Origin of the sequence: Streptomyces sp. NPDC005820 (assembly GCF_040630255.1) — a bacterium.
Lineage (GTDB): Bacteria > Actinomycetota > Actinomycetes > Streptomycetales > Streptomycetaceae > Streptomyces.
The window spans coordinates 64,916-83,776 of the sequence record NZ_JBEXXE010000038.1; the positions used below are offsets into that span (position 1 = coordinate 64,916).

Sequence of the window (18,861 nt, forward strand, 5' to 3'; positions counted from 1 at the left end):
GGTGAGCGGCAGGCCGGGCCGCACGTCTCGTGGCAGCGGGCGGGACGTGGCCCTCGGGCGGCGCGGCCGGCTCAGTGAGCGGTTGCTTCGAACTCCGTCCGCTGTCGGCGGCGGGCGCGTTGCAGGACCGGGTCGGGGACGGGCGCGGCCGCCACCAGGCGGCGGGTGTACTCGTGCTGCGGCCGGTCGCACACCTTGGTGCTGGGTCCCTCTTCGACGATGCGTCCGTGCTGCAGCACCAGGGCCCGCGCCGCGAACTCCTTGACGACGGCGAGGTCGTGGGTGATGAACAGGTACGCGCACCCGAGCGTGTCCTGGAGTTCGGCGAGCAGGCTCAGCGCCGCCGCCTGGGTGGTGACGTCCAGGGCACTGGTCGGCTCGTCGCAGATGATCAGCCTGGGCTTGCGGGCGACCGCGCGGGCGATGGCGATGCGCTGCCGCTGCCCCCCGCTGAACTGGGCCGGGTACCGGTCTGCCGCGTCCTCCGGCAGACCGACGCGGCGCAGCAGATCGCCGATCTCCTCACGGACCTCACGGGGCGAACCGCTCGCCCCCGCGAGCAGGGGCTCGGCCAGCGTCCGGCCCACGGGCAGCGCGGGGTTGAGCGACCCGTACGGGTTCTGGAAGATCGCCTGAAGGTCGCAGGACAGCAGCCGGCGGGCCCGGCCGGTGAGACGGGTGATGTCCCGCCCGCCGAGCAGGACGCGCCCGCCGCTGACCGGGGTGAGCCCCAGCACCGCCCTGCCGATGGTGGTCTTGCCCGAGCCCGACTCACCGACGAGGGCGACCGTCTCGGCGTGACCGACCTCGAACGACACGTCCTCGATGACGGTGGTCGGGGGCTTGCGGAAGCCACGGCCCGGGTAGCGGACCGCGAGGCCGTCGATCTGGAGTACGGGGGTTCCGGTCACGCGATCCTGCCCTCGGTGCGAGCGATGCTGGGGGTGCTCTCGATGAGCTTCTTCGTGTACGCGTGCCGGGGCCGGTAGAAGATGTCCTCGACCGAGCCCTCCTCCACGATCCGGCCCTGCTCCATGACGATCGCGCGGTCGCAGCTGTCCGCCACCACGCCCAGGTCGTGGGTGATCAGGACGATCGCCATGCCGTGCTCGTCGCGCAGCGACCGCAGCAGGTCCAGGATCCCTGCCTGGACGGTCACGTCCAGTGCCGTGGTGGGTTCGTCGGCGATCAGCACCTTCGGTGAGCCGGCCAGCGCCATGGCGATCACCACGCGCTGGAGCATTCCGCCGGACAGTTCGTGCGGGTGGCGGCGCGCGACGTCGTCCGGGTCAGGGAGGTGGACGCCGGCCAGCAGCTCACGGATCCGCCGGCGTACGGCGTCCTTGCCGCCCGGCACGTCACTGGTGCGCCGGATGACCTCGCCCAGCTGGGAGCCGATGGTGAAGTACGGGTCGAGCGCCCCCATGGGTTCCTGGGACACCAGTGCGATCTCACTGCCCCTGAGGCGCCGCAGCTCCCGTTCCGGCAGGCCGCTGATGCGGGTGCCGGACAGCCGGGCCGAGCCGCTCGTCACGGCCCCGTTGGGCGGGAGCAGCCCGAGCAGGGACAGGCCCGTCACGGTCTTTCCGCTGCCGGACTCGCCCACGAGACCGAAGATCTCGCCGGGACGGACCGAGAAGCTGATGGAGTCGACGACCTCGCGGGTCCCTTGCGCGGTGGCGAAGGCGATCGAGTAGTCGCGTACGGCGAGTACCGCCCCGGCCGGCGAGGTGTCCGACGGCTCGGCGGCATCGTGCGGAGCCACCGCAGGAACGGGCCGCCGCGACCGGCCGCCGGTCCCCTGCCTCCGGTCCTGTTCGAGGTCCCGCAGTCCGTCGCCGACCAGCCCGAAGGACAGGGCCATGAGGCCGATGACACCACCGGAGACGAACAGCAGGTAGGGGTCCTGCTGCATGATCTGCGCGGCTTCGCCGACCATGCCGCCCCAGCTCGGGGCGGGGGCCGGAGTGGCCAGTCCGAGGAATCCCAGGCCGGTCTGGATGGCGAGGGCGCTGCCGGAGAACAGGAACACCGGGACCAGCAACTGCCCGGTCAGCCGGGGCAGGATGTGCCGCGCCATGATCCGTGCCGGGCCGAGCCCGGACACCCGGGCGGCGTCCACGAACAGTTCCTCGCGCAGCGCGATGCACGAGCTGCGGATGATCCGGGCGAGGCCCGCGGAGGCGAAGAAGCCGAGCGTGAGCATGGCGGCGACGTTGCTCTGGTAGAAGATCGCGAGGACGGCGAGGGTGATGATGACCGCGGGAACGGAGAGCATGACGTCCAGGACGGCGACGATGATCCGGTCGGTCCAGCCGCGCAGGTAACCGGCCAGCATGCCCAGCGACATGCCGACGACGGCGTAGACGAGTACGGCCACCGCCACCCCGACCAGAGTGGGCCGTCCGCCGTACAGCAGTCGGCTCAGTACGTCGCGGCCGAGGACGTCGGTGCCCAGCGGATGGTCCGCCGACGGGCCGGCCAGGGTGTGGAGCAGATCCTGTGCCAGTGGAGGATGCGGTGCCAGGAGGGGGGCGAGGATGACGGCGACGCTGGTCCCCACGACCACGGCGAGTGCCGTTGCCGCGAGGGGACGGCGCCCTATCCCGGAGAAGGGGTTGGTCCTCGTCCGTGATCGCGCCTTCGGGGGTGCCTCGGCAGTGGTCATTCCGTACGTACCTTCGGGTTGAGGAGGCTGTAGAGGACGTCCACGAGAAGGTTCACCACGATCACCATGACCGTGAAGGTGACGGTGAGGCCCTGGACGACCGGCAGGTCGTGCTGGTTGGTCGCGTCCACGACCGTGGTGCCCAGACCGGGCAGGGTGAAGACGTTCTCGATGAGGATCGTGCCGGGAATGAACGTGATCATCATGAGGCCGATCGTGGTCACCACCGGCAGTCCGCAGCCCCGCAGGGCGTGCTTCCAGACGATCGACACGGGCCCGATGCCGGAGGCCCGCAGCGTTCTGATGTGGTCGAGGCCGAGGGTCGACAGCATGGCGTCACGGGTGACCTTGGAGATGAAGGCGACTCCGCCGATGGACAGCGAGACCACCGGCAGGACCAGGCCGTTCGCCCACTCCCCCGGCGACTCGGCGAACGGGGTGTACCCGGTGGCGGGGAAGAGCGCGAACTTGACGGCGAACACCGCGACCAGCAGCAGCGCGATCCAGAAGTTGGGCACCGCGCTGCCCAGCAGGGACACGATGTCGAACAGCCTGCGGCTGATCCGGCCGCGCGTCGCGCTGAACACGCCGAGCACGACACCGACCAGGCTCGCCAGCACGGTCCCGCCGACCACCAGCGCCAGGGTGACCGGCAGGCGTTGCCCGATCAGCCCCAGCACGGATTCACCGGTGAACAGCGAGCTGCCGAGGTCACCCCGCACCAGGTCACGGAGGTAGAGCCAGTACTGCACGGCGACCGGTTGGTCCAGGTGCATCGCGGCTCGCAACGCGTCGTACTGCTCCGGCGTCGCGTTGATGCCGAGCACCGTTCGTGCCGGATCTCCCGGCACGAACGACTCCAGGATGAAGGTGATCGCCGAGACGATCACCAGGAGTGGCACGGACAGCGCCAGCCTGCGGAGAATGATGGGAAACATCGGCCCTCGTCAGCGGGTGGTCCACAGGGTGTTGGAGGTCAGCTGGGCGCCGCCCTCCGGGAACTTCACCCCGTGCAGCTTGCTGTTGAACAGGGCGATCGTGTCGGTACCGGACACCGGAAGGGCGAGGGCCTTCCGCACGATCACGTCGGTGAGGTCCTTCGACGCCGCCTGGCTGGACTTCGCGTCCGAGGCGGCGAGCCGGGCGTACGCGGCGTCGACGTCCGGGTCGTCCACTCCGAAGACGTTCATGATGCCCGTCTTGGTGAATCCCGCCTGCTGCGCATAGAAGTTGGCCTCGCCACCCGTGCCGGGCGAGAGCACGGTGGCCGCGTACTTCTTCGTCAGCAGGTCGTTGATCCAGCCGCCGAAGTTGGTGGCGGCCCGCAGCTCCAGTTCGACGCCGACCTTGGCGAGCTGGTCCTGCACGGCCTGGACCATCTTGGTCGTCGAGGGGTCGAACGACCCGTAGTTCACCGGGATGGTCAGCCCCTTGGCGTATCCCGCCGCCTTCAGCAACTGCTCGGCCTTGGCCGGGTCGTAGGGGTACATCTTCGCGGCCGCCGGGCTGTAGCCGTCGTAACCGGGCATCTGCGGCTGCGCGACCGGGGAGCCGTAGTCCCCGTAGACCGCCTTCGTGATGGCGGAGCGGTCGACGGCGAAGTTCAGCGCCTGCCGGACGCGTTCGTCGCCCAGTCCCTTGACGACGGTGCCGTTCCGGTCCAGCAGGAACAGGCCCGCCCAGGTGGTGGGCTTCTGGAGCGTGGTGATCGACTTGTTGCCCTTGACGGTCGGCGCCACGTCCGGGGTGCCGTACATGAGGTCGATCTGCCCGGACTTCAGGGCCTGCACCTGGGAGTTGACGTTCGGCATCACCCGGACGGTGATCTTCTTGAAGTGGACGGCGGCCTTGTCGTAGTAGTTCTTGTTCGGGACGTAGACGTAGTGGTCGCCGGAGACCGACTGCTGGGCGCTGTACACGTACGGTCCGGCGCCGAAGGTGGTGGAGGCCAGCTTCTTGTGGGACTTCAGTCCAGCGGGGCTGATGACGGCGCCGCCCATGTACGCGGGAGTGAACAGGGTGCCCATGTCGGGGTTCGGAGTCGGGCTGCTGACCACCACGGTCGAGCTGTCCGGCGTGGAGAAGGACAGCGGACGGAAGTAGGCGACGGTGGGGCCGCTGCCCTTCTGGAAGTACTTGAACGAGTTGACGACGCCGGTGGCGGTGATCGGCGTGCCGTCGGCGAACTTCACGCCCTTGCGCAGGTGGAGCTTGAACTGGGTGTTCTTCTTGCCGACGTAGCCCCACTCGTCGGCCAGCCCGGCGCCGAGGGCGCCGTCGGCCTTGCGGGTGAGCAGCGTCGCGTAGGCGGGGTCCATGTAGTTCAGGAAGGGCCCCACGGCGACCTGGGCGGGGTCCAGGCTGTTGGGCGCCGAGGACAGGGCGATGGTCAGGTTCACCGGGCCGGCACCGCGGCCGCTGGTCTGTCCCCCGCCACAGGCGGCGAGCGTGAGCGCTGCGACCGCTCCGATCGAGGCGTGGAGGACGGTTCTTCTCTTCATCGAGGTCTCCGTGGTGTCGGGAGGGTGCGCCCAGCGCGGAAGGCTGCTGGAGGTGATGCCCCCGTGGATCCGGTGGCCGGGCGGATGATCGTCCGGACCTTGAACCGGTACGCGTGTGCCCAGGTCTTCGTCGCTTCCGGTGCGTCTCACCTGAGCAACTTGCACGTTTCACTTACACGTTTAATCCAGTGCCGGGTAACGTAACCGCGTCATCCGCATTGCGCAAGAGGTTCAGGAGACGATTTCGCGGAAACCGTCGAGCGCACGCGCGGCGAAGTCAGGCGGACATCCGCACGAGAACCCGCAGCGGGTCCTGCAGCGGATCGACGGGAACCCGCCCGCCGTCGAGAGCGTCGACGACGCGCCGGGCCAGGCCGCGCGCGAGAGCGTCGGTGTCGCGGACCACCGTGGTGAGCGCGGGCTGCGCCAGCGCCGCCCCGGGGATGTCGTCGACGCCGATCACGGCCATGTCGTCCGGGGCCCGCAAGCCCAGCGACCGCAGGGCGACCAGCACGGACAGGGCGACGGCGTCGTTGAACGCGCAGATGCCCGTCACCGGCGGGTCGGCGGCACGCCACGCCCGCACCGCCTCCACGGCACCCTCCGGGTCGAAGGGGACGGTGCGGACGTCCGGTTCGGGGAGGCCGAGTTCGGCGCAGACCCTGCGTACACCGTCCAGCCGCGGCCGGGCCAGGATCCCGAGTCCCGCCAGGTCCGGGCGGGCATAGCCCAGCCGGCGGTGCGAGGCGGCCAGGTGACGGGCCTGCACCGCTCCGATCGGCTCCTCCGACACCAGAGGGGGCCGGCGCCGGCCCCGCAGCGAGCCGTGCACCGACATCACGACGTCGATCCCCGCCGCCCGCATGGCACCGGCCTCGGACTCGGGGAACGCGTCCAGCGCCAGCACCGCCGCGGGGGTCAGGGCCTTCCAGATCTCCCGGACGGGGCGGGCGGGCTGAGCCGACGAGTGCACGAGGAAGGTGAGCCCGTGCTCGGCGAAGGCGTCGGTCAGCTGCTGGACGAGCCGGCCGAGGACATGCTCGATCGGCCAGTCCGGCAGCAGGCCGAGCACGATGTCCGAGCGGCCCTTGCGCAGCGAACGGGCGGCCGCCGAGGGGGCGTAGCCGAGCCGCGCCGCGGCTTCCCAGACCCGCCGGCTCGTCGTCTCGGAGATCTTCTGCCGAGGACTGTCGTTGAGGACGTAGCTCACGGTCGCGCGGGAGACCCCGGCCTCCCGCGCGACATCACCGCTGGTTACGCGTCTGCGGCCGGATACCCCGCTCATGACTCTCCCTCCGACAGGCGTCTTGTCAAAGCCGGTGACTGCGGCTACGTTGCCCGCTCAGGATACCTACACGTTTAAGTGGCGCGAGTAAGTAACTCAACGTGGCTTTGGCGTCGGGGCGAGGCGCAACATCAGCCCGGCCGGCCTCGGACCCGCCCCGCACCCGACACGACCCGAAAGGCAGCCGCGTGATCCGCCATCACGATTTTCCCCACAACGGCCTGACGCTGCGCTCCACGCTGCACCTCCCCGACGGACCGGCCGGAACCCGCTGGCCGACCGCGGTGTTCGTCCACGGCTTCACCTCCAACCGGCTCGAACTGCCCTCCTTCGTCGGCATGTCCAGATTGCTGGCAGCGAACGGCATCGCCTCGGTCCGGTTCGACCTCTCGGGCCACGGCGAGAGCGACGGCGACTTCTTCGACGTGACCATCACCGGCGAGATCGCCGAGACACGCGCCGTCCTGGGTGCCGTCCGGGCGTTCGACTTCGTCGACACCGAGCGGATCGGCCTGGTCGGTATGAGCATGGGAGGTGTGGTCGCCGGCATCGTCGCCGCGGAGGAGCCGGGCATCGGCGCGCTGTGTCTGTGGTCCCCGGCGGCAATCGCCCCCTTCGAGATCGGCAGGGGCTACCTCAAGGGGCGCAGCCTCGCGGCGGAGATCGAGGAGAAGGGCTACTTCGACGCCGACGGCTACCGGATGAGCCCCGCGCTCGTCGAGGACATCGCCGCTCTCGACGTCTACGGGCGGTCCGGCGCCTACTCCGGCCCGGTCCACATCCTGCACGGCGGCAAGGACGAGATCGCTCCCCTCGCGTACGTCCGCCGCTACCTCGACCACTACGACGGCAACGCCGAACTCGAAGTCGTCGACGGCGCGGACCACGCCTGGGGCAGCGTCCCGCACCGCACCGCACTCCATCAGTCGACCCTGCGATTCCTCCGGAGGCACCTGCGGTGATGACGACGTCCAGCTTCGAGGTGCGCCACGGTACGGACACCACCACGGCGGTCGTCGGGCTGCGCACCGCGGACGACTCCGGTCTCGTGGCCACCCCGTACTCCGCCCCTCGTCTGTCGTGGGCGCTGGCGAGCGACCGGCCCGGCGTCCTGCAGCACGCGTACGAGATCCAGGTCTCGGCCGACCGGGACTTCGGCGACGCCGCCTCCGGCGGAGAGGTCGAGTCCGACACGGTGACGGACCACCCGTGGCCCGCCGGACCGCTCGGCAGCCGCGAGGTCCGCCACTGGCGCGTCCGCGCCCGCACCGACCTCGGATGGACGGCATGGAGCGAACCCGCCCGAGTGGAGGCCGCGCTCCTCGACAACGCGGACTGGACGGCCCGTCCCGTCCGTCTGCCCAGTGACCGGGGCCGTACCTCCCCCGGCCCGGTGCCGCTGCTGCGCCGGGAGTTCGACCTCCCGGCGAAGCCGGTGTCCGCCCGGCTGTACGTGACCGCGACGGGCGTCCACCGCACCACGGTCAACGGCCGCCCGGTCTCGGACGACCTGCTGGAACCCGGCTGGACCAGCTATCCCCACCGCCTGCTCCACGCCACCTACGACGTCACCGGCCTGCTCACCGCCGGCCGCAACGCGCTGTCCGCCGCGGTCGGGGACGGCTGGTACCGCGGCCACCTCACCTGGCACAAGAACCGCGACGTGTACGGCGACACGTGCGCGCTGCTCGCCCAGCTGGAGGTCGCCCTGGCCGACGGCACCACCGTCACGATCGCCACCGACGACCAGTGGCGGGGTGGTTACGGCGACCTGCTGGCGGCCGACCTGTACGACGGCTGCGAGCGTGACCTGCGCCAGGAGCCGCACGGCTGGCGGTCACCGGGCTTCGACGACTCCGGCTGGGAGCAGGCCGCAACGCTCGCGCTGCCCGCCGGGCTGACCCAGCGCGCCCACCCGCCCGTGCGCGTCGTGCAGGTCGTCCGACCCGCGCGGCGGACACTGCCGGACGGCACGATCGCCGTCGACGCGGGCGAGAACGTGACCGGCTGGCTCCGGCTGCGCGCCGACGGCCCGGCGGGCGGCACGGTCACCGTCCGGCACGCCGAGGTTCTCGACGGTGACGGCCGCCTGCTGACCAGCATCCTACGCGGCGCCCGCGCCACCGACCGGTACACCTTGGCCGGTGAACCGGCGGCACTGGAGCCGGAGTTCACCTTTCACGGCTTCCGGCACGCCGAGATCAGCCTCTCCCCCGGCGTCACCCTCGAGGCGGTCGAGGTCTGCGTCGTGGCCAGCGACCTGAACCGGATCGGCACCTTCCACTGCTCCGACGACCGCGTCAACACGCTGTACGCCAACGTCGTGCGCTCCCAGCGCGGCAACTTCCTCGCCGTACCGACCGACTGCCCCCAACGCGACGAACGCCTCGGCTGGACCGGCGACATCATGGCCTTCGCCCCCACCGCGTGCGCCACGTTCGACAGCCGTTCCTTCCTCGACAGCTGGCTCACCGACCTCGCCGTCGAGCAACGCCCGGACGGGGCGGTCCCCATGGTGGTCCCCGATGTGGACCTCGGTGAACTGCCGCCGCACGAGCTGCCGTTCGCGGGCGCGGCAGCGGGCTGGGGCGATGCCGCCACCGTCGTGCCGGCGGCTCTCTTCGACGCCTACGGGCAGCTCGGTCCGCTGGGCCGGCACTACGCGGCGATGCGCGCGTGGGTCGAGTTCACGGCCGGTCGTCTGGACGCCGACGGGACCTGGAGCGGCAACGCACAGCTCGGGGACTGGCTCGACCCGGCCGCACCACCGGAGGATCCGGCGCGCGCCACCACCGATTCCGGGTATGTCGCCACCGCGTTCGTCGCGCACAGCGCCCGTCTGCTCGCCGACGCGGCCCGCGTTCTCGGCCATGCCGGCGATGCCGACCGGTACACGGCCCTGCACCGGCGTACCGCGGGAGCCGCCTGGCGCAAGTGGGGCGACCACGCCCGCACCACACAGACCGGCTGCGCGCTCGCCCTCGCCTTCGGTGTCGCCCCCGCCGCCGAGCGCGCCGCCGTGGGCGAAGCCCTCGCCGCCCTGGTGCGCGCCGGCGGCGGGCGCATCGCCACCGGCTTCCTCGGCACACCGTTCGTGCTGCCCGCCCTCACCGCCACCGGCCACACGGCCGAGGCCTACCAGCTCCTGCTCAACACCGAGTGCCCTGGCTGGCTCTACCAGGTCGCCCGGGGCGCCACCACCATGTGGGAGCGATGGGACGCCATCCGCCCCGACGGCACCATCGACACCGAGAAGGCCGGCACCATGCTGTCCTTCAACCACTATGCCTACGGTGCCGTGGCTGCCTGGCTCTACCGGTGCGTCGCCGGACTGCGCCCCGCCACCCCCGGCTACCGCACCGTCGAGGTGGCCCCGCGCCCCGGCGGCGGGCTCACCTCGGCCGGCGCCTCGATCGACACCCCCTACGGCACGGTGTCCGTCGGCTGGTCCATCGGTGGCGACGCCCTGACGGTGGACATCTCACTGCCGCCGGGCACCACCGGCCGGTTCAGCGCCCCGGACGGATGGCACTGCACCGCCCGGCCCGGCCCACTGGGAGCCGGGCAGCACCGTCTGGTCCTCCACACCGGCTCCTAGCTCCTCACACTCCGAGGAACGCGCACCATGGCGACAAGCGACGACCACGGCGCCGACGCCGACGCCGAGCTGAGTCCCGACGAGAAGTCCGCGCTGCTCTCGGGCCAGGACTTCTGGTCGACCAGGCCGGCCGAGAACGCGGGCATCCCCTCCCTCGTGCTGAGCGACGGTCCGCACGGTGTCCGCCGCCGGCGGTCGCCCTGGCCTCCAGCTGGGACCCAGACCCGGTGGGCCGGGTGGGATCGGCGCTCGGCCGGGAGGCCCGGGCGCTGGGCGTGGACGTCCGGCTCGGCCCCGGCGTCAACATCAAGCGCTCACCGCTGTGCGGCCGCAACTTCGAATACTTCTCCGAGGATCCGCTCCTCAGTGGCCTCCTGGGCGCAGCGCATGTGCGGGGTGTGCAGAGCCAGGGCGTGGGCTCCTCGGTCAAGCACTCCGCGGTCAACAACCAGGAGACCGACCGGATGCGAGTGAGCGCCGACGTCGACGAGCGCACCCTGCGGGAGATCTACGAGAGCGCCACCGTCGAGATCACCCTCGACCGCCGTGCCTTCGCGTACTGAGACATCACCCGCCACGACTGGACCGTACCGGGTGCACCTGGCGGACAACGCCCACGACGTCGTCGCCACCGCCACGCTCGACCTGCCCTGGGACGAGGTCGTCACGCCCCTCACCCTCGACTCGCCCATCGGCGACTGGTTGGGCACCAGGCCGTCGGCCCAGCCCTGACGGCCGCGACGAAGGACGGATGACCGGCTGATGGAGATGAGCGAAGGCCCCACGACGCCGGCCGACGCCTGATCCCCGCCCCGGCGCCGGTCTCCCCGCCGGCCCCGGTCGCGGCCCGCCGTGCCCTGACTCACGGCGGGCCGCTCGCACGGTCCGCCATGTGTCCGTGATGCGGGATCCGGCCGCCAGGTGGAGGGACCGGTCGCTCAGTCCTCGCCCGGCTCGTAGTCGAACCAGTCGAAGTGCACGGTGCCCGCCGAGGCGTATACGCCGATGACGCGGCCGGTGAAGCCGCCGGCGACCTCGGTGGACAGATACCGACCGTCGAGCCGGGCCAACTCGACGAACGTGCCGTCCGTGTCCTGCACGCCGAGGTGGACCGTGTCGGGTCCCTGGCGCGCGTCGTGGACCTGCCGGGTGGCCGCCGTCTCGATCCGAAGCACCACCGGGCCGCCGGACACCGGGTGGGTCGCCACCACCGATCGCAGCGGTCCGATCCGGGCGATCACCCGCACCTCGCCCGGTGCGGCCTCGATCTCGTAGTGGTGCTGTTCGTCGAGCCTGACAGCGAGACCGCCGCGTCCTTCGGCCGGGTCGACCAGGGTCCGCGCGCGACAGGTCGGGTGCTGCTGACGGCGGCCGACGAAGATGACCTCGGGGTCGTCGAGCGAGTGTCCGCGGGCGCGCAGGCTCAACCAGCCGGCCCGTTCCTTCGTCGTGCAGTGCTCCTCGGGCCGGGAGCGGGGCGAGATCCAGCCGGGGGCGAGTTCACCGAGTTCGAAGTCTTCCCGGACGGGCGCCACGAGGGGCTCCTGAAGAGGCCAGGGAGGCGCGCTCATGAGGGGTGTCACCGCACCGACCACCGGCCAGTCGTCGACCCAGATCACCGGCGCCAGGAAGGTCTCCCGGCCAAGGACGTGCCAGCCGGGCGAGCCCCCGTGCGGCCGCACGCCGAGGAACACCATCCACCAGGAACCGTCCGGCCCCTGCACCAGGTCCCCGTGGCCGGTGTTCTGGATGGGGTGGTCGGTGCCCCGGTGGGTCAGGATCGGGTTGGCCGGGCAGGCCTCGAACGGGCCCTGGGGGGTGCGGCCCCGGGCGATCGAGACACCGTGGCAGCGCTCGGTGCCGCCCTCGGCGATGAGCAGGTACCAGTAGTCGCCGATGTGGTAGAGGTGCGGTGCCTCCGGGGCCTTGGCGCCGGGCGTGCCGGACCACAGGCGCCGCGGCTCCCCCAAGGTCTCCCCCGTGTACGGGTCGATGCGGACCTGGCTGACACCCGCGACGGTGCACCAGCAGGTGCCGTCGTCGTCCCAGGCGAGGTCCGGGTCGATGCCGCGCACGCCGGGCAGCCGCACCGGATCCGACCAGGGGCCTGCCGCGTCGGTGGCAGTGAAGAGGAGGTTGCCGTCGCCGCTCACGTTCGTGACGATCAGCCAGAAGCGGCCGTCATGGTGGCGCAGGGTGGGTGCGTAGAGCCCGCCGGACGCGGCGGAGTCGGGCGGCAGCCGTAGCTGGCTCGGCCGCTCCAGAGCGTTGCCGATCTGGGTCCAGTGCACCAGATCACGGCTGTGGAAGAGGGGCACACCCGGGAAGTACTCGAAGCTGGAGCAGGCGAGGTAGTAGTCCTCGCCCACCCGGCAGACGCTCGGGTCGGGGTGGAATCCCGCGATGACGGGGTTGCCGAAGGTGTCGTCCGTCTCGGGTGTGCTCGCCACATCGAGTCCTTCCATGGTCGTTGACCGCATGATGACGCCGTCGGCCACCGGATCGGGGGACCGGGGTGATCAATTCTCAGCGGGCCGTGCGTCGAGCCGGCGTGCCGGACCGCGGCGGCCGGACCGCGGACCTCGGGATCCTGCGGGCCGGGGCGAGTGTACTTCCAACGCACCTGCCGGGAAGGGGAGTTCACTGCCGGCCGTCGAAGCGCTTGCGGGCTTCCTTCCAGTCAACGTGCCGGCGTTCGGCGAAGCCCTCGTAGCCGCGCCCGCTCATGGACTCGGGGGCGGGCGGGAACATGGCCACGAGATGCGGTCGCCTCGTCCGGGTCTGCCATTGCCGGGTCGGCGCCCGCCAACGGCAGAATGTGTCCGCAGGTCAGCGAACCCCCGCGCACGTCGGTCAGCTCACGACGAAGGTGTAGCTGCCCGCGGAGAGCCGGTAGACCGCCGTGGAGGCGGTCCGGGTCGCGGGCGCCGGTCGCGTGGATCCGGTGGCGGTGACGCGGTCCTGGGCTTCCGCCGGCACCCGGACCACCGCCGTGCTGCCCACCGGGATGCGGACCTTCAGGGTGAGGCGGCCCCGTCCGTCCTTCTGCCAGGCACTGCTCACCAGCCCTTGGGGCGTGCGGTAGCTGCCAAAGACGTGGGTGAGGTCCCCGACGACGGCCGGGGCTATCTCCAGCTCGCGGTAACCGACCGATTCCGGCGCCTGGTTGATACCGGCGAGCCCGTTGACGAGCCAGGCGTCCACCTGGCCGAGGAAGTGGTGGTTCTGGGAGCCGGAGCCGTCCAGGGACTCGGAGAGGGTGGTGCGGCCGCTGGTGACGAGGTAGCCGTAGCCGGGCGCTGCCGGGTTCACGACCATGTCGTAGAGGACGTCGTCGCGTCCGCCCGCGTGCAGCGCCCGGAACAGCGGCCCGAGCCCGACCGAACCGCTGGTGATGTGGTTGCCGGCCGCGCGGACGGAGGCGACCAGCCGGTCCAGGACCTGCTGCCGGTCGGCGGCGGGCACCAGGCCGGCGTCCAGCGCCATCGCGTTCGAGGTCTCGCTGTCGCTGCCGTAGTAGACACCCCTCGCGTCCTCGTGGCGGAACCTGGTGGTGAACTCGTCGGCCAGGGCGGAGGCGAGCGCGGTGTACTTCACCTGGTCCGCCTTCCTGTCCAGCACCTGGGCGATCCGCGCCATGTCGTGCGCGGCGGTGTGGTAGCCGGCGAGGATCGCCAGCTGCATGGGGGTGGTGTGGTCAGCGGCGGACCAGTCGCCGAGCCCCGGGATGTCCCCGTTGTTCGCGGCCTTGTTGGCGGCTTCGTAGTCGAGCCACCGGACCATGTTGTCGTAGTACAGCGACATGGTCCGGGTGTCCCCGTAGGTCCGGTACAGCTGCCAGGGGATGCGGATGACGGCGCTGCCCCAGTTGACCTCGTCGAGGAACTCGATCGTCCCCTGCGGGTACTGGAGCTTGACCGGGGCGACCCGGTGGAACTCCGGCGCGATGTTCGCGATCAGTCCGGGTGACTCGTCGCCGGGCCTACGCTGCGCGGTGGCCATGTTGCGGACCAGCTGCGGCTGGTAGGAGGACAGGTCGTAGTCGGTGAGCAGCGCGTCGATGTTGTGCAGGTTGTCGCCGGTGTACGGGCCCTTCTCACGGTCCGGGCAGTCGGTGAGGACCGACATCATGTTGCTCTGCATCGCCCGGAGCGTGATGGCGTGTATCTCGTTGACGATCTGGTTCGACGAGGTGAAGTCGCCGGCTCTGGGGTTCGCGGCGTGGATCACCTGCAGGGTGACGGTGCCGGCCTCCGGCGCGGTGGGCAGGCCGTCGACCTCGAGGTAGCGGAAGCCGCTGTAGGTGAAGCGCGGGTGCCAGGTCTCCGTGCCGTGGCCGGAGAGGGTGTAGCGGTAGGCGATCCGGTCCGCGGCCGTCGCTCCGGTGGAGGAGATGTCCGGGGTTCCGTCGGCCTTGAGTCTCTCCGCCGGAATCATGGAGACCGTGGTCCCGGCGGGCCCGGACACCCGCAGGTTCGGCCATCCGGAGCGGTTGGCGCCGAAGTCGAGGATGTACGCCCCCTTGCCGTCCGGTGTGACGGACACCGGCTCGACGGTCTCGGCGACCGTGACCGGGGGCCGCGGGTCGGCCCGCAGCGGTGTCGTGTCCCGCGGGGTCGTGGCGGACGTCAGCTCGACGAGGGACGCGTTCCGCCAGTCAGGGCCGTCCAGCCCGGCCGCCGAGGTCGGTGCGGTCGCGGAGCGACGGGCGTCGTACTCCTCGCCGCTCCACCAGGACGAGTAGGTGGTCGGGCCGAGGGCGGTGCGCCAGGAGGTGTCCGTGCCGAAGGTCTCCCGTCGGCCGTCCGCGTAGGTGATCTCCAGCTGGGCAATCGCCTTCGGCTCGCCGTAGACGGTGTACGTCTCCAGGCGGCCGCCGAAGAAGTAGTGGCCGGGCGTCTTGACCCGCTGGTAGGCGCCGCTGCCCGTCTCGATGCCCAACATGTTGGTGCCGTACCGCAGTTGGCGGGTGAGGTCGTAGGTGCGGTAGGCGACCTCGGCGGAGTACGTCGTCTGGCCGGGCTCCAGCACGTTCGTGCTGACGGGCTTCCCGTTGAGTGTGGTGGCGTACATGCCCAGCCCGGTCATGTACAGCCGGGCCTTGGCCACCTTGCCGTGCACGGTGAAGACTTTGCCGAAGACCGGCAGCGGCGAGTCCGTGCCGTCGGGACGGGTGTAGTCGTAGGAGGAGTTCTCGATCCAGCGGGCGGACCAGTCCGAGGCGTTCAGCAGGCCCATCTCGAAGGTGGCCGGAGAGCTCCACTGCGAGATGCGACCGCCGCCGTCCCATACGCGGACCTGCCAGGCGACCGTCTCCCTGGCGGTGAGCGTCCCGCCGAAGGGGATGTTGGCGGATGCGTCCGACACGACCTTGCCCGAGCGCCAGACGTCGGCCCGGCCGTGCCGCAGCGCGTCCGCCGAGTGTGCCGCCCGGATCTCGTAGGCGACTTGTGGGCCCGAAGGGCGGCCAGATCCGTCCAGATGCCAGGAGAGCAGCGGCGCGGGGTCGTCGAGGCCGATCGGGTCGGCCTTGTTGTCCGTCTTCAGGTCCACGGCGGACAGGGGTGTGCTGCCGGACTTCTCGGGCGCGGCCCGGGCCACACCGGGGACGGTGAGCGCCAGTGCGGCCGCGAGGGCGGGGGCGGCCAGGGTGGGGATGCCTCTCACAGGGTTTCCCTTCGGTGGGACAGGAGTGACTGACTCGTTTCAACGGAGGGCGGCGGGAGCTGCCCGCACATGCGCGAAACGGAGTCAGCGCAGCCGGCTCGTCAGGCGGTACGAGCCCGATGGCAGCCGGTACGACGCCACGCCGTCCGCGTGTCCGAGGAACCGCACGCCGCCGGTGCGGGCGAGGGGCGTCCGCCCCTCGCGGACGGCGTCGGCCGAGACCGCCGGGAGGCGCAGGGTGGCCTCGGTGTTCGGGGGGACCGTCGCCTCGTAGGACAGGAGCCTGCCTCCTTCGACGAGCCACTCGCTCCTGATCTCGCCGTACGGGGACTCGTGCGAGCCCACGACCTGCGTGATCCGGCCGGAAGGGTCGATGTGCGGCTGCAGGAGGAAGTGCCGGAAGCCGGGGTGGTCCGGGTCGCGGGCGATGCCGGCCATGTAGGCGTACATCCACTCCATGATCGCGCCGTATGCGTAGTGGTTGAAGGAGTTCATGCCGACCGGGCCGAAGCCGGAGTCGCTGGAGTAGGAGTTCCAGCGCTCCCACACCGTGGTCGCGCCGTTCTTCACCGAGTACAGCCACGACGGCAGCGCGTCCTGGTGCAGCAGTGCGTACGCCAGATCGGCGCGGCCCTCGTCGGTGAGGACCGGGGCGAGGACGTTGACGCCGAGGAAACCGACGGACAGCGTGTTCTCGGCATACCTGACCCGGCTGCTGTGGGGGTGGGCCGTCTTGTAGGCCGCGTCGTTGCCGATGTTGTCCGTCAACAGGCCCACCAGTGTGCGGCGTTGGGCCTCGGTGTCGTAGAAGCCGAGCTTCAGCACCCACAGCAGGGCGGTCTGGCTGTTGTCCTCGGTCTTCTGGTTCGGGTCCGCGCCGGGTTCGATCGGGGAGGCGTCGCCGAGGCCGGACTTCAGTGTGAGGGTGCCGCCCGCGGTGCTGAGGTACTTCGCCACGAACGCCCTCTTGATGTCGGCGAAGAGCTGCTCGTACGCCGTGGCCTGCGCCCGCCGGCCGACGGCCCGGGCCATCTGCGCCATGAGCCGGGCGGCGTATCCGTAGTAGACGTCGCTCATGAGCTGGGCGCTCGTCTTCTGCGGCGCGAGCCAGTCGCCGGTGAGGGAGCCCTGGCCCGCGTAGGTGTCGCCGGTCTGCCGGCGGATCCAGTCGAGGTAGCCTGTCATGGCCGGCCAGTTGGCCTCGACGAAGGCCGGGTCGCCGGTCATCTGCCACAGGGTCCAGGGCAGGACGATCCCGCAGTCCGCCCAGCCGCTGCCGCCTCCGGGGAAGTTGTAGCGGCCGCCGGGGGCGACTCCGGTGAACTGGGCCTGGTCCGTGCCGTAGAGGGTCTGGGAGTCGACGACCGTGTCCTGGAAGTGGCCGAGGAAGGGCGCGGCGTCCGTGTTGTACAGGCCGGTGGTGGCGAACACCTGGGTGTCGCCGGTCCAGCCGAGTCGCTCGTCGCGCTGCGGGCAGTCGGTGGGCACCCAGAGGTAGTTGCCGCGCTGGCCCCAGCGGATGTTGCTGATCAGCTGGTTGGTGTCGGCGTCGTTCGTGGTGACGGAGCCGGTCTCGTGGATCGCGGAGGTCGCGACCTTGCCGGTCAGTCCGGTGATCGTGACGGAATCGGTCGCGGTCACCGACACATAGCGGAAGCCGTAGAAGGTCAGCGAGTCCTGGTGGGTCTCACCATGGCGGTCGCCCTTGAGGATGTACGTGCTGGTGGCCTTGGCGCTGCGGAGGTTGGCCCGGTAGAGCGAACCTTCGGGACCGTCGGCGCCGGCGCTGCTGTCGTTGAGCATCTCGCCGAACCGGAAGGTGACCTGGGTTCCGGCGTCGCCGCGCAGACCGTAGCGGAGCACGCCGACCATGTTCTGCCCGAGGTCGTAGACGGCGGTGTCGCCCGGATCCACGGTCACGGAAGCAGTGGCCGCCCGCTGCGGGTCGGTCTGCGTCCGGTCGGCGTCCACGACGATGCGGCCTCTGCCGTTGGGGCTGTCCGCGCGTCCGGCCACTCCGACGGCGACGGTGACCGACTGGGGCCGGCGGTCCCAGCGGCTGATCAGGCGGGCGGACTCGGCCGGGTAGGCGAGGAGCCGGGTGTCCGGGTACATGGTGGCGAAGGGGACGCCTTCGGTGTCCGACCAGGTGGAGTCGTCGAAGCCGGACGACGTCCAGCCGGGCAGTTCCCTGCGGGCGTCGTAGGTCTGGCCGTCGTAGATGTCGTCGGCCCGGTAGGGGCCGGTGTCGGTGGCCTTCCAGCCGCCGTCGGCCCGGGTGACGACGGTCTGGGTCGCCCCGTCGCCGTAGCGGATGAGCAGCTTGGCCTTGAGCGCGAGGGAGTTGCCCTTCTTGGAGTAGTAGGTGCTGCCGTCGGAGATCCGGCCGTTGTACCACCCGTTGCCGAGGACGGCGGCCAGGGTGACGGCAGGGTCCCTGGCGACGAGGTGCGTGACGTCGTAGGTGAGGTAGTTGAGGCGCGCGTCGTAGTTCGTCCAGCCCGGGGGCAGCAGTTCGAGAGTGGTTCCGCCGTCCTGTGGGACGGTCAGGTGGTGTCCGCTGACGTAGGCGTCGTAGACCCCGAGGGCGGAGACGTACAGCCGCGCCTCGCTGACCCGGCCCCTGAGCGGTGCCTCGGTGCGCAGCATGGGCGCTCCGGGCGAGTTGGGTTGTTTCCCCTTCATGCCGATCCACTGGGCGTCGTCCCAGCCGGTGACGCCGTCCGTGCTCATCAGGCCCGTCTCGAAGGAGGCCACGGGCCCTCTGCCGAGCAGGCGTCCCTCGGTGTCCCAGACGGTGACCGTCCAGTAGTAGCGGGTCGAGGCCTTGAGGGGCTTTCCTCCGTAGCGGACGGCCACCGACGCGGAGGAGCTCACCCGGCCGCTGCTCCAGAGGTCCGCCCGGTGGGCGGACAGTCTGCCGGGCGAGCCGGCGACGAGGATTTCGTAGGCTCCTTGGCTCCGTCCGCGTCCGGCGAACCGCATGCGCCAGCCGAAGCGGGGGCGTGCGGCGTCCACACCGAGAGGTTCGGTGCGGTGTTCCACCGTGAGTCCGTACACTGCGTCATCCTTTACGGGGCGGGGGGCAGCGGCCCCGGCCGTCGCGACGCCGGCGGTCACAGCGACCGCCGCCGGTGCCGCG

General features: G+C 71.0%; 11 protein-coding genes and 1 pseudogene. 4 read left to right on the top strand and 8 right to left on the bottom strand.

Features of this window, described 5'->3' with window-relative positions; translation table 11 throughout:
- Positions 1-71: 71 nt before the first annotated feature.
- The 5 genes from ABZ464_RS37130 to ABZ464_RS37150 form a co-directional block, all read right to left on the bottom strand.
- Positions 72-911, bottom strand: coding sequence for an ATP-binding cassette domain-containing protein (locus ABZ464_RS37130; protein ID WP_359284938.1), 840 nt, complete (start codon positions 909-911; stop codon positions 72-74).
- Entirely contained in the window at positions 908-2,668 is a 1,761-nt protein-coding gene (locus tag ABZ464_RS37135) for a dipeptide/oligopeptide/nickel ABC transporter permease/ATP-binding protein (RefSeq protein WP_359284941.1), read from the bottom strand. Before ABZ464_RS37135 ends, ABZ464_RS37130 begins: the two co-directional genes overlap by 4 nt.
- On the bottom strand, positions 2,665-3,606 hold the full coding sequence (locus ABZ464_RS37140) for an ABC transporter permease (protein WP_359284944.1): 942 nt from the start codon (positions 3,604-3,606) through the stop codon (positions 2,665-2,667). Before ABZ464_RS37140 ends, ABZ464_RS37135 begins: the two co-directional genes overlap by 4 nt.
- 9 nt (positions 3,607-3,615) lie before the next feature.
- Positions 3,616-5,169 carry an ABC transporter substrate-binding protein gene (locus tag ABZ464_RS37145; RefSeq protein ID WP_359284946.1) on the bottom strand — a complete coding sequence of 518 codons (1,554 nt, stop codon included), beginning with the start codon at positions 5,167-5,169 and terminating at the stop codon, positions 3,616-3,618.
- A 277-nt stretch (positions 5,170-5,446) separates the two neighbouring features.
- Entirely contained in the window at positions 5,447-6,454 is a 1,008-nt protein-coding gene (locus ABZ464_RS37150) for a LacI family DNA-binding transcriptional regulator (protein ID WP_359284948.1), read from the bottom strand.
- 188 nt (positions 6,455-6,642) lie between these two features.
- Between ABZ464_RS37150 and ABZ464_RS37155 the strand changes: the two genes are divergently transcribed.
- The 4 genes and pseudogenes from ABZ464_RS37155 to ABZ464_RS37170 all read left to right on the top strand — a co-directional run bounded on the left by ABZ464_RS37155 (position 6,643) and on the right by ABZ464_RS37170 (position 10,784).
- Positions 6,643-7,416 (top strand): alpha/beta fold hydrolase, encoded by a 774-nt coding sequence (locus ABZ464_RS37155; RefSeq protein WP_359284949.1) that lies wholly within the window; start codon positions 6,643-6,645, stop codon positions 7,414-7,416.
- Positions 7,416-10,052, top strand: a complete 2,637-nt coding sequence (locus tag ABZ464_RS37160) for a family 78 glycoside hydrolase catalytic domain (protein WP_359284952.1) — start codon at positions 7,416-7,418, stop codon at positions 10,050-10,052. The genes ABZ464_RS37155 and ABZ464_RS37160 overlap by 1 nt, the downstream gene beginning before the upstream one ends.
- 27 nt (positions 10,053-10,079) lie before the next feature.
- Positions 10,080-10,564 (top strand): annotated as a pseudogene (locus ABZ464_RS37165) (glycoside hydrolase family 3 N-terminal domain-containing protein); the annotation flags it as partial.
- Positions 10,565-10,598: 34 nt separating this feature from the next.
- The gene (locus tag ABZ464_RS37170) at positions 10,599-10,784 is read left to right on the top strand and encodes a hypothetical protein (RefSeq protein WP_359284954.1); all 186 of its coding nucleotides are present in this window, start codon (positions 10,599-10,601) and stop codon (positions 10,782-10,784) included.
- Positions 10,785-10,990: 206 nt separating this feature from the next.
- On the opposite strand, the gene ABZ464_RS37175 is transcribed toward ABZ464_RS37170, so the two are convergent.
- The 3 genes from ABZ464_RS37175 to ABZ464_RS37185 form a co-directional block, all read right to left on the bottom strand.
- On the bottom strand, positions 10,991-12,502 hold the full coding sequence (locus ABZ464_RS37175; protein ID WP_359284956.1) for a glycoside hydrolase family 43 protein: 1,512 nt from the start codon (positions 12,500-12,502) through the stop codon (positions 10,991-10,993).
- Between the two features lie 403 nt (positions 12,503-12,905).
- The gene (locus ABZ464_RS37180) at positions 12,906-15,719 is read right to left on the bottom strand and encodes a family 78 glycoside hydrolase catalytic domain (RefSeq protein ID WP_359284959.1); all 2,814 of its coding nucleotides are present in this window, start codon (positions 15,717-15,719) and stop codon (positions 12,906-12,908) included.
- Positions 15,720-15,803: 84 nt separating this feature from the next.
- Positions 15,804-18,779 (bottom strand): family 78 glycoside hydrolase catalytic domain, encoded by a 2,976-nt coding sequence (locus ABZ464_RS37185; RefSeq protein WP_359284961.1) that lies wholly within the window; start codon positions 18,777-18,779, stop codon positions 15,804-15,806.
- Between the last annotated feature and the right edge of the window lie 82 nt (positions 18,780-18,861).

Excerpts from the sequence above, each read along its gene's own strand:
- ABZ464_RS37135 (WP_359284941.1), bottom strand. The coding sequence starts at position 2,668 with ATGACCACTGCCGAGGCACCCCCGAAGGCGCGATCACGGACGAGGACC.
- ABZ464_RS37160 (WP_359284952.1), top strand. The coding sequence starts at position 7,416 with ATGACGACGTCCAGCTTCGAGGTGCGCCACGGTACGGACACCACCACG.
- ABZ464_RS37140 (WP_359284944.1), bottom strand. The coding sequence starts at position 3,606 with ATGTTTCCCATCATTCTCCGCAGGCTGGCGCTGTCCGTGCCACTCCTG.
- ABZ464_RS37150 (WP_359284948.1), bottom strand. The coding sequence starts at position 6,454 with ATGAGCGGGGTATCCGGCCGCAGACGCGTAACCAGCGGTGATGTCGCG.
- ABZ464_RS37145 (WP_359284946.1), bottom strand. The coding sequence starts at position 5,169 with ATGAAGAGAAGAACCGTCCTCCACGCCTCGATCGGAGCGGTCGCAGCG.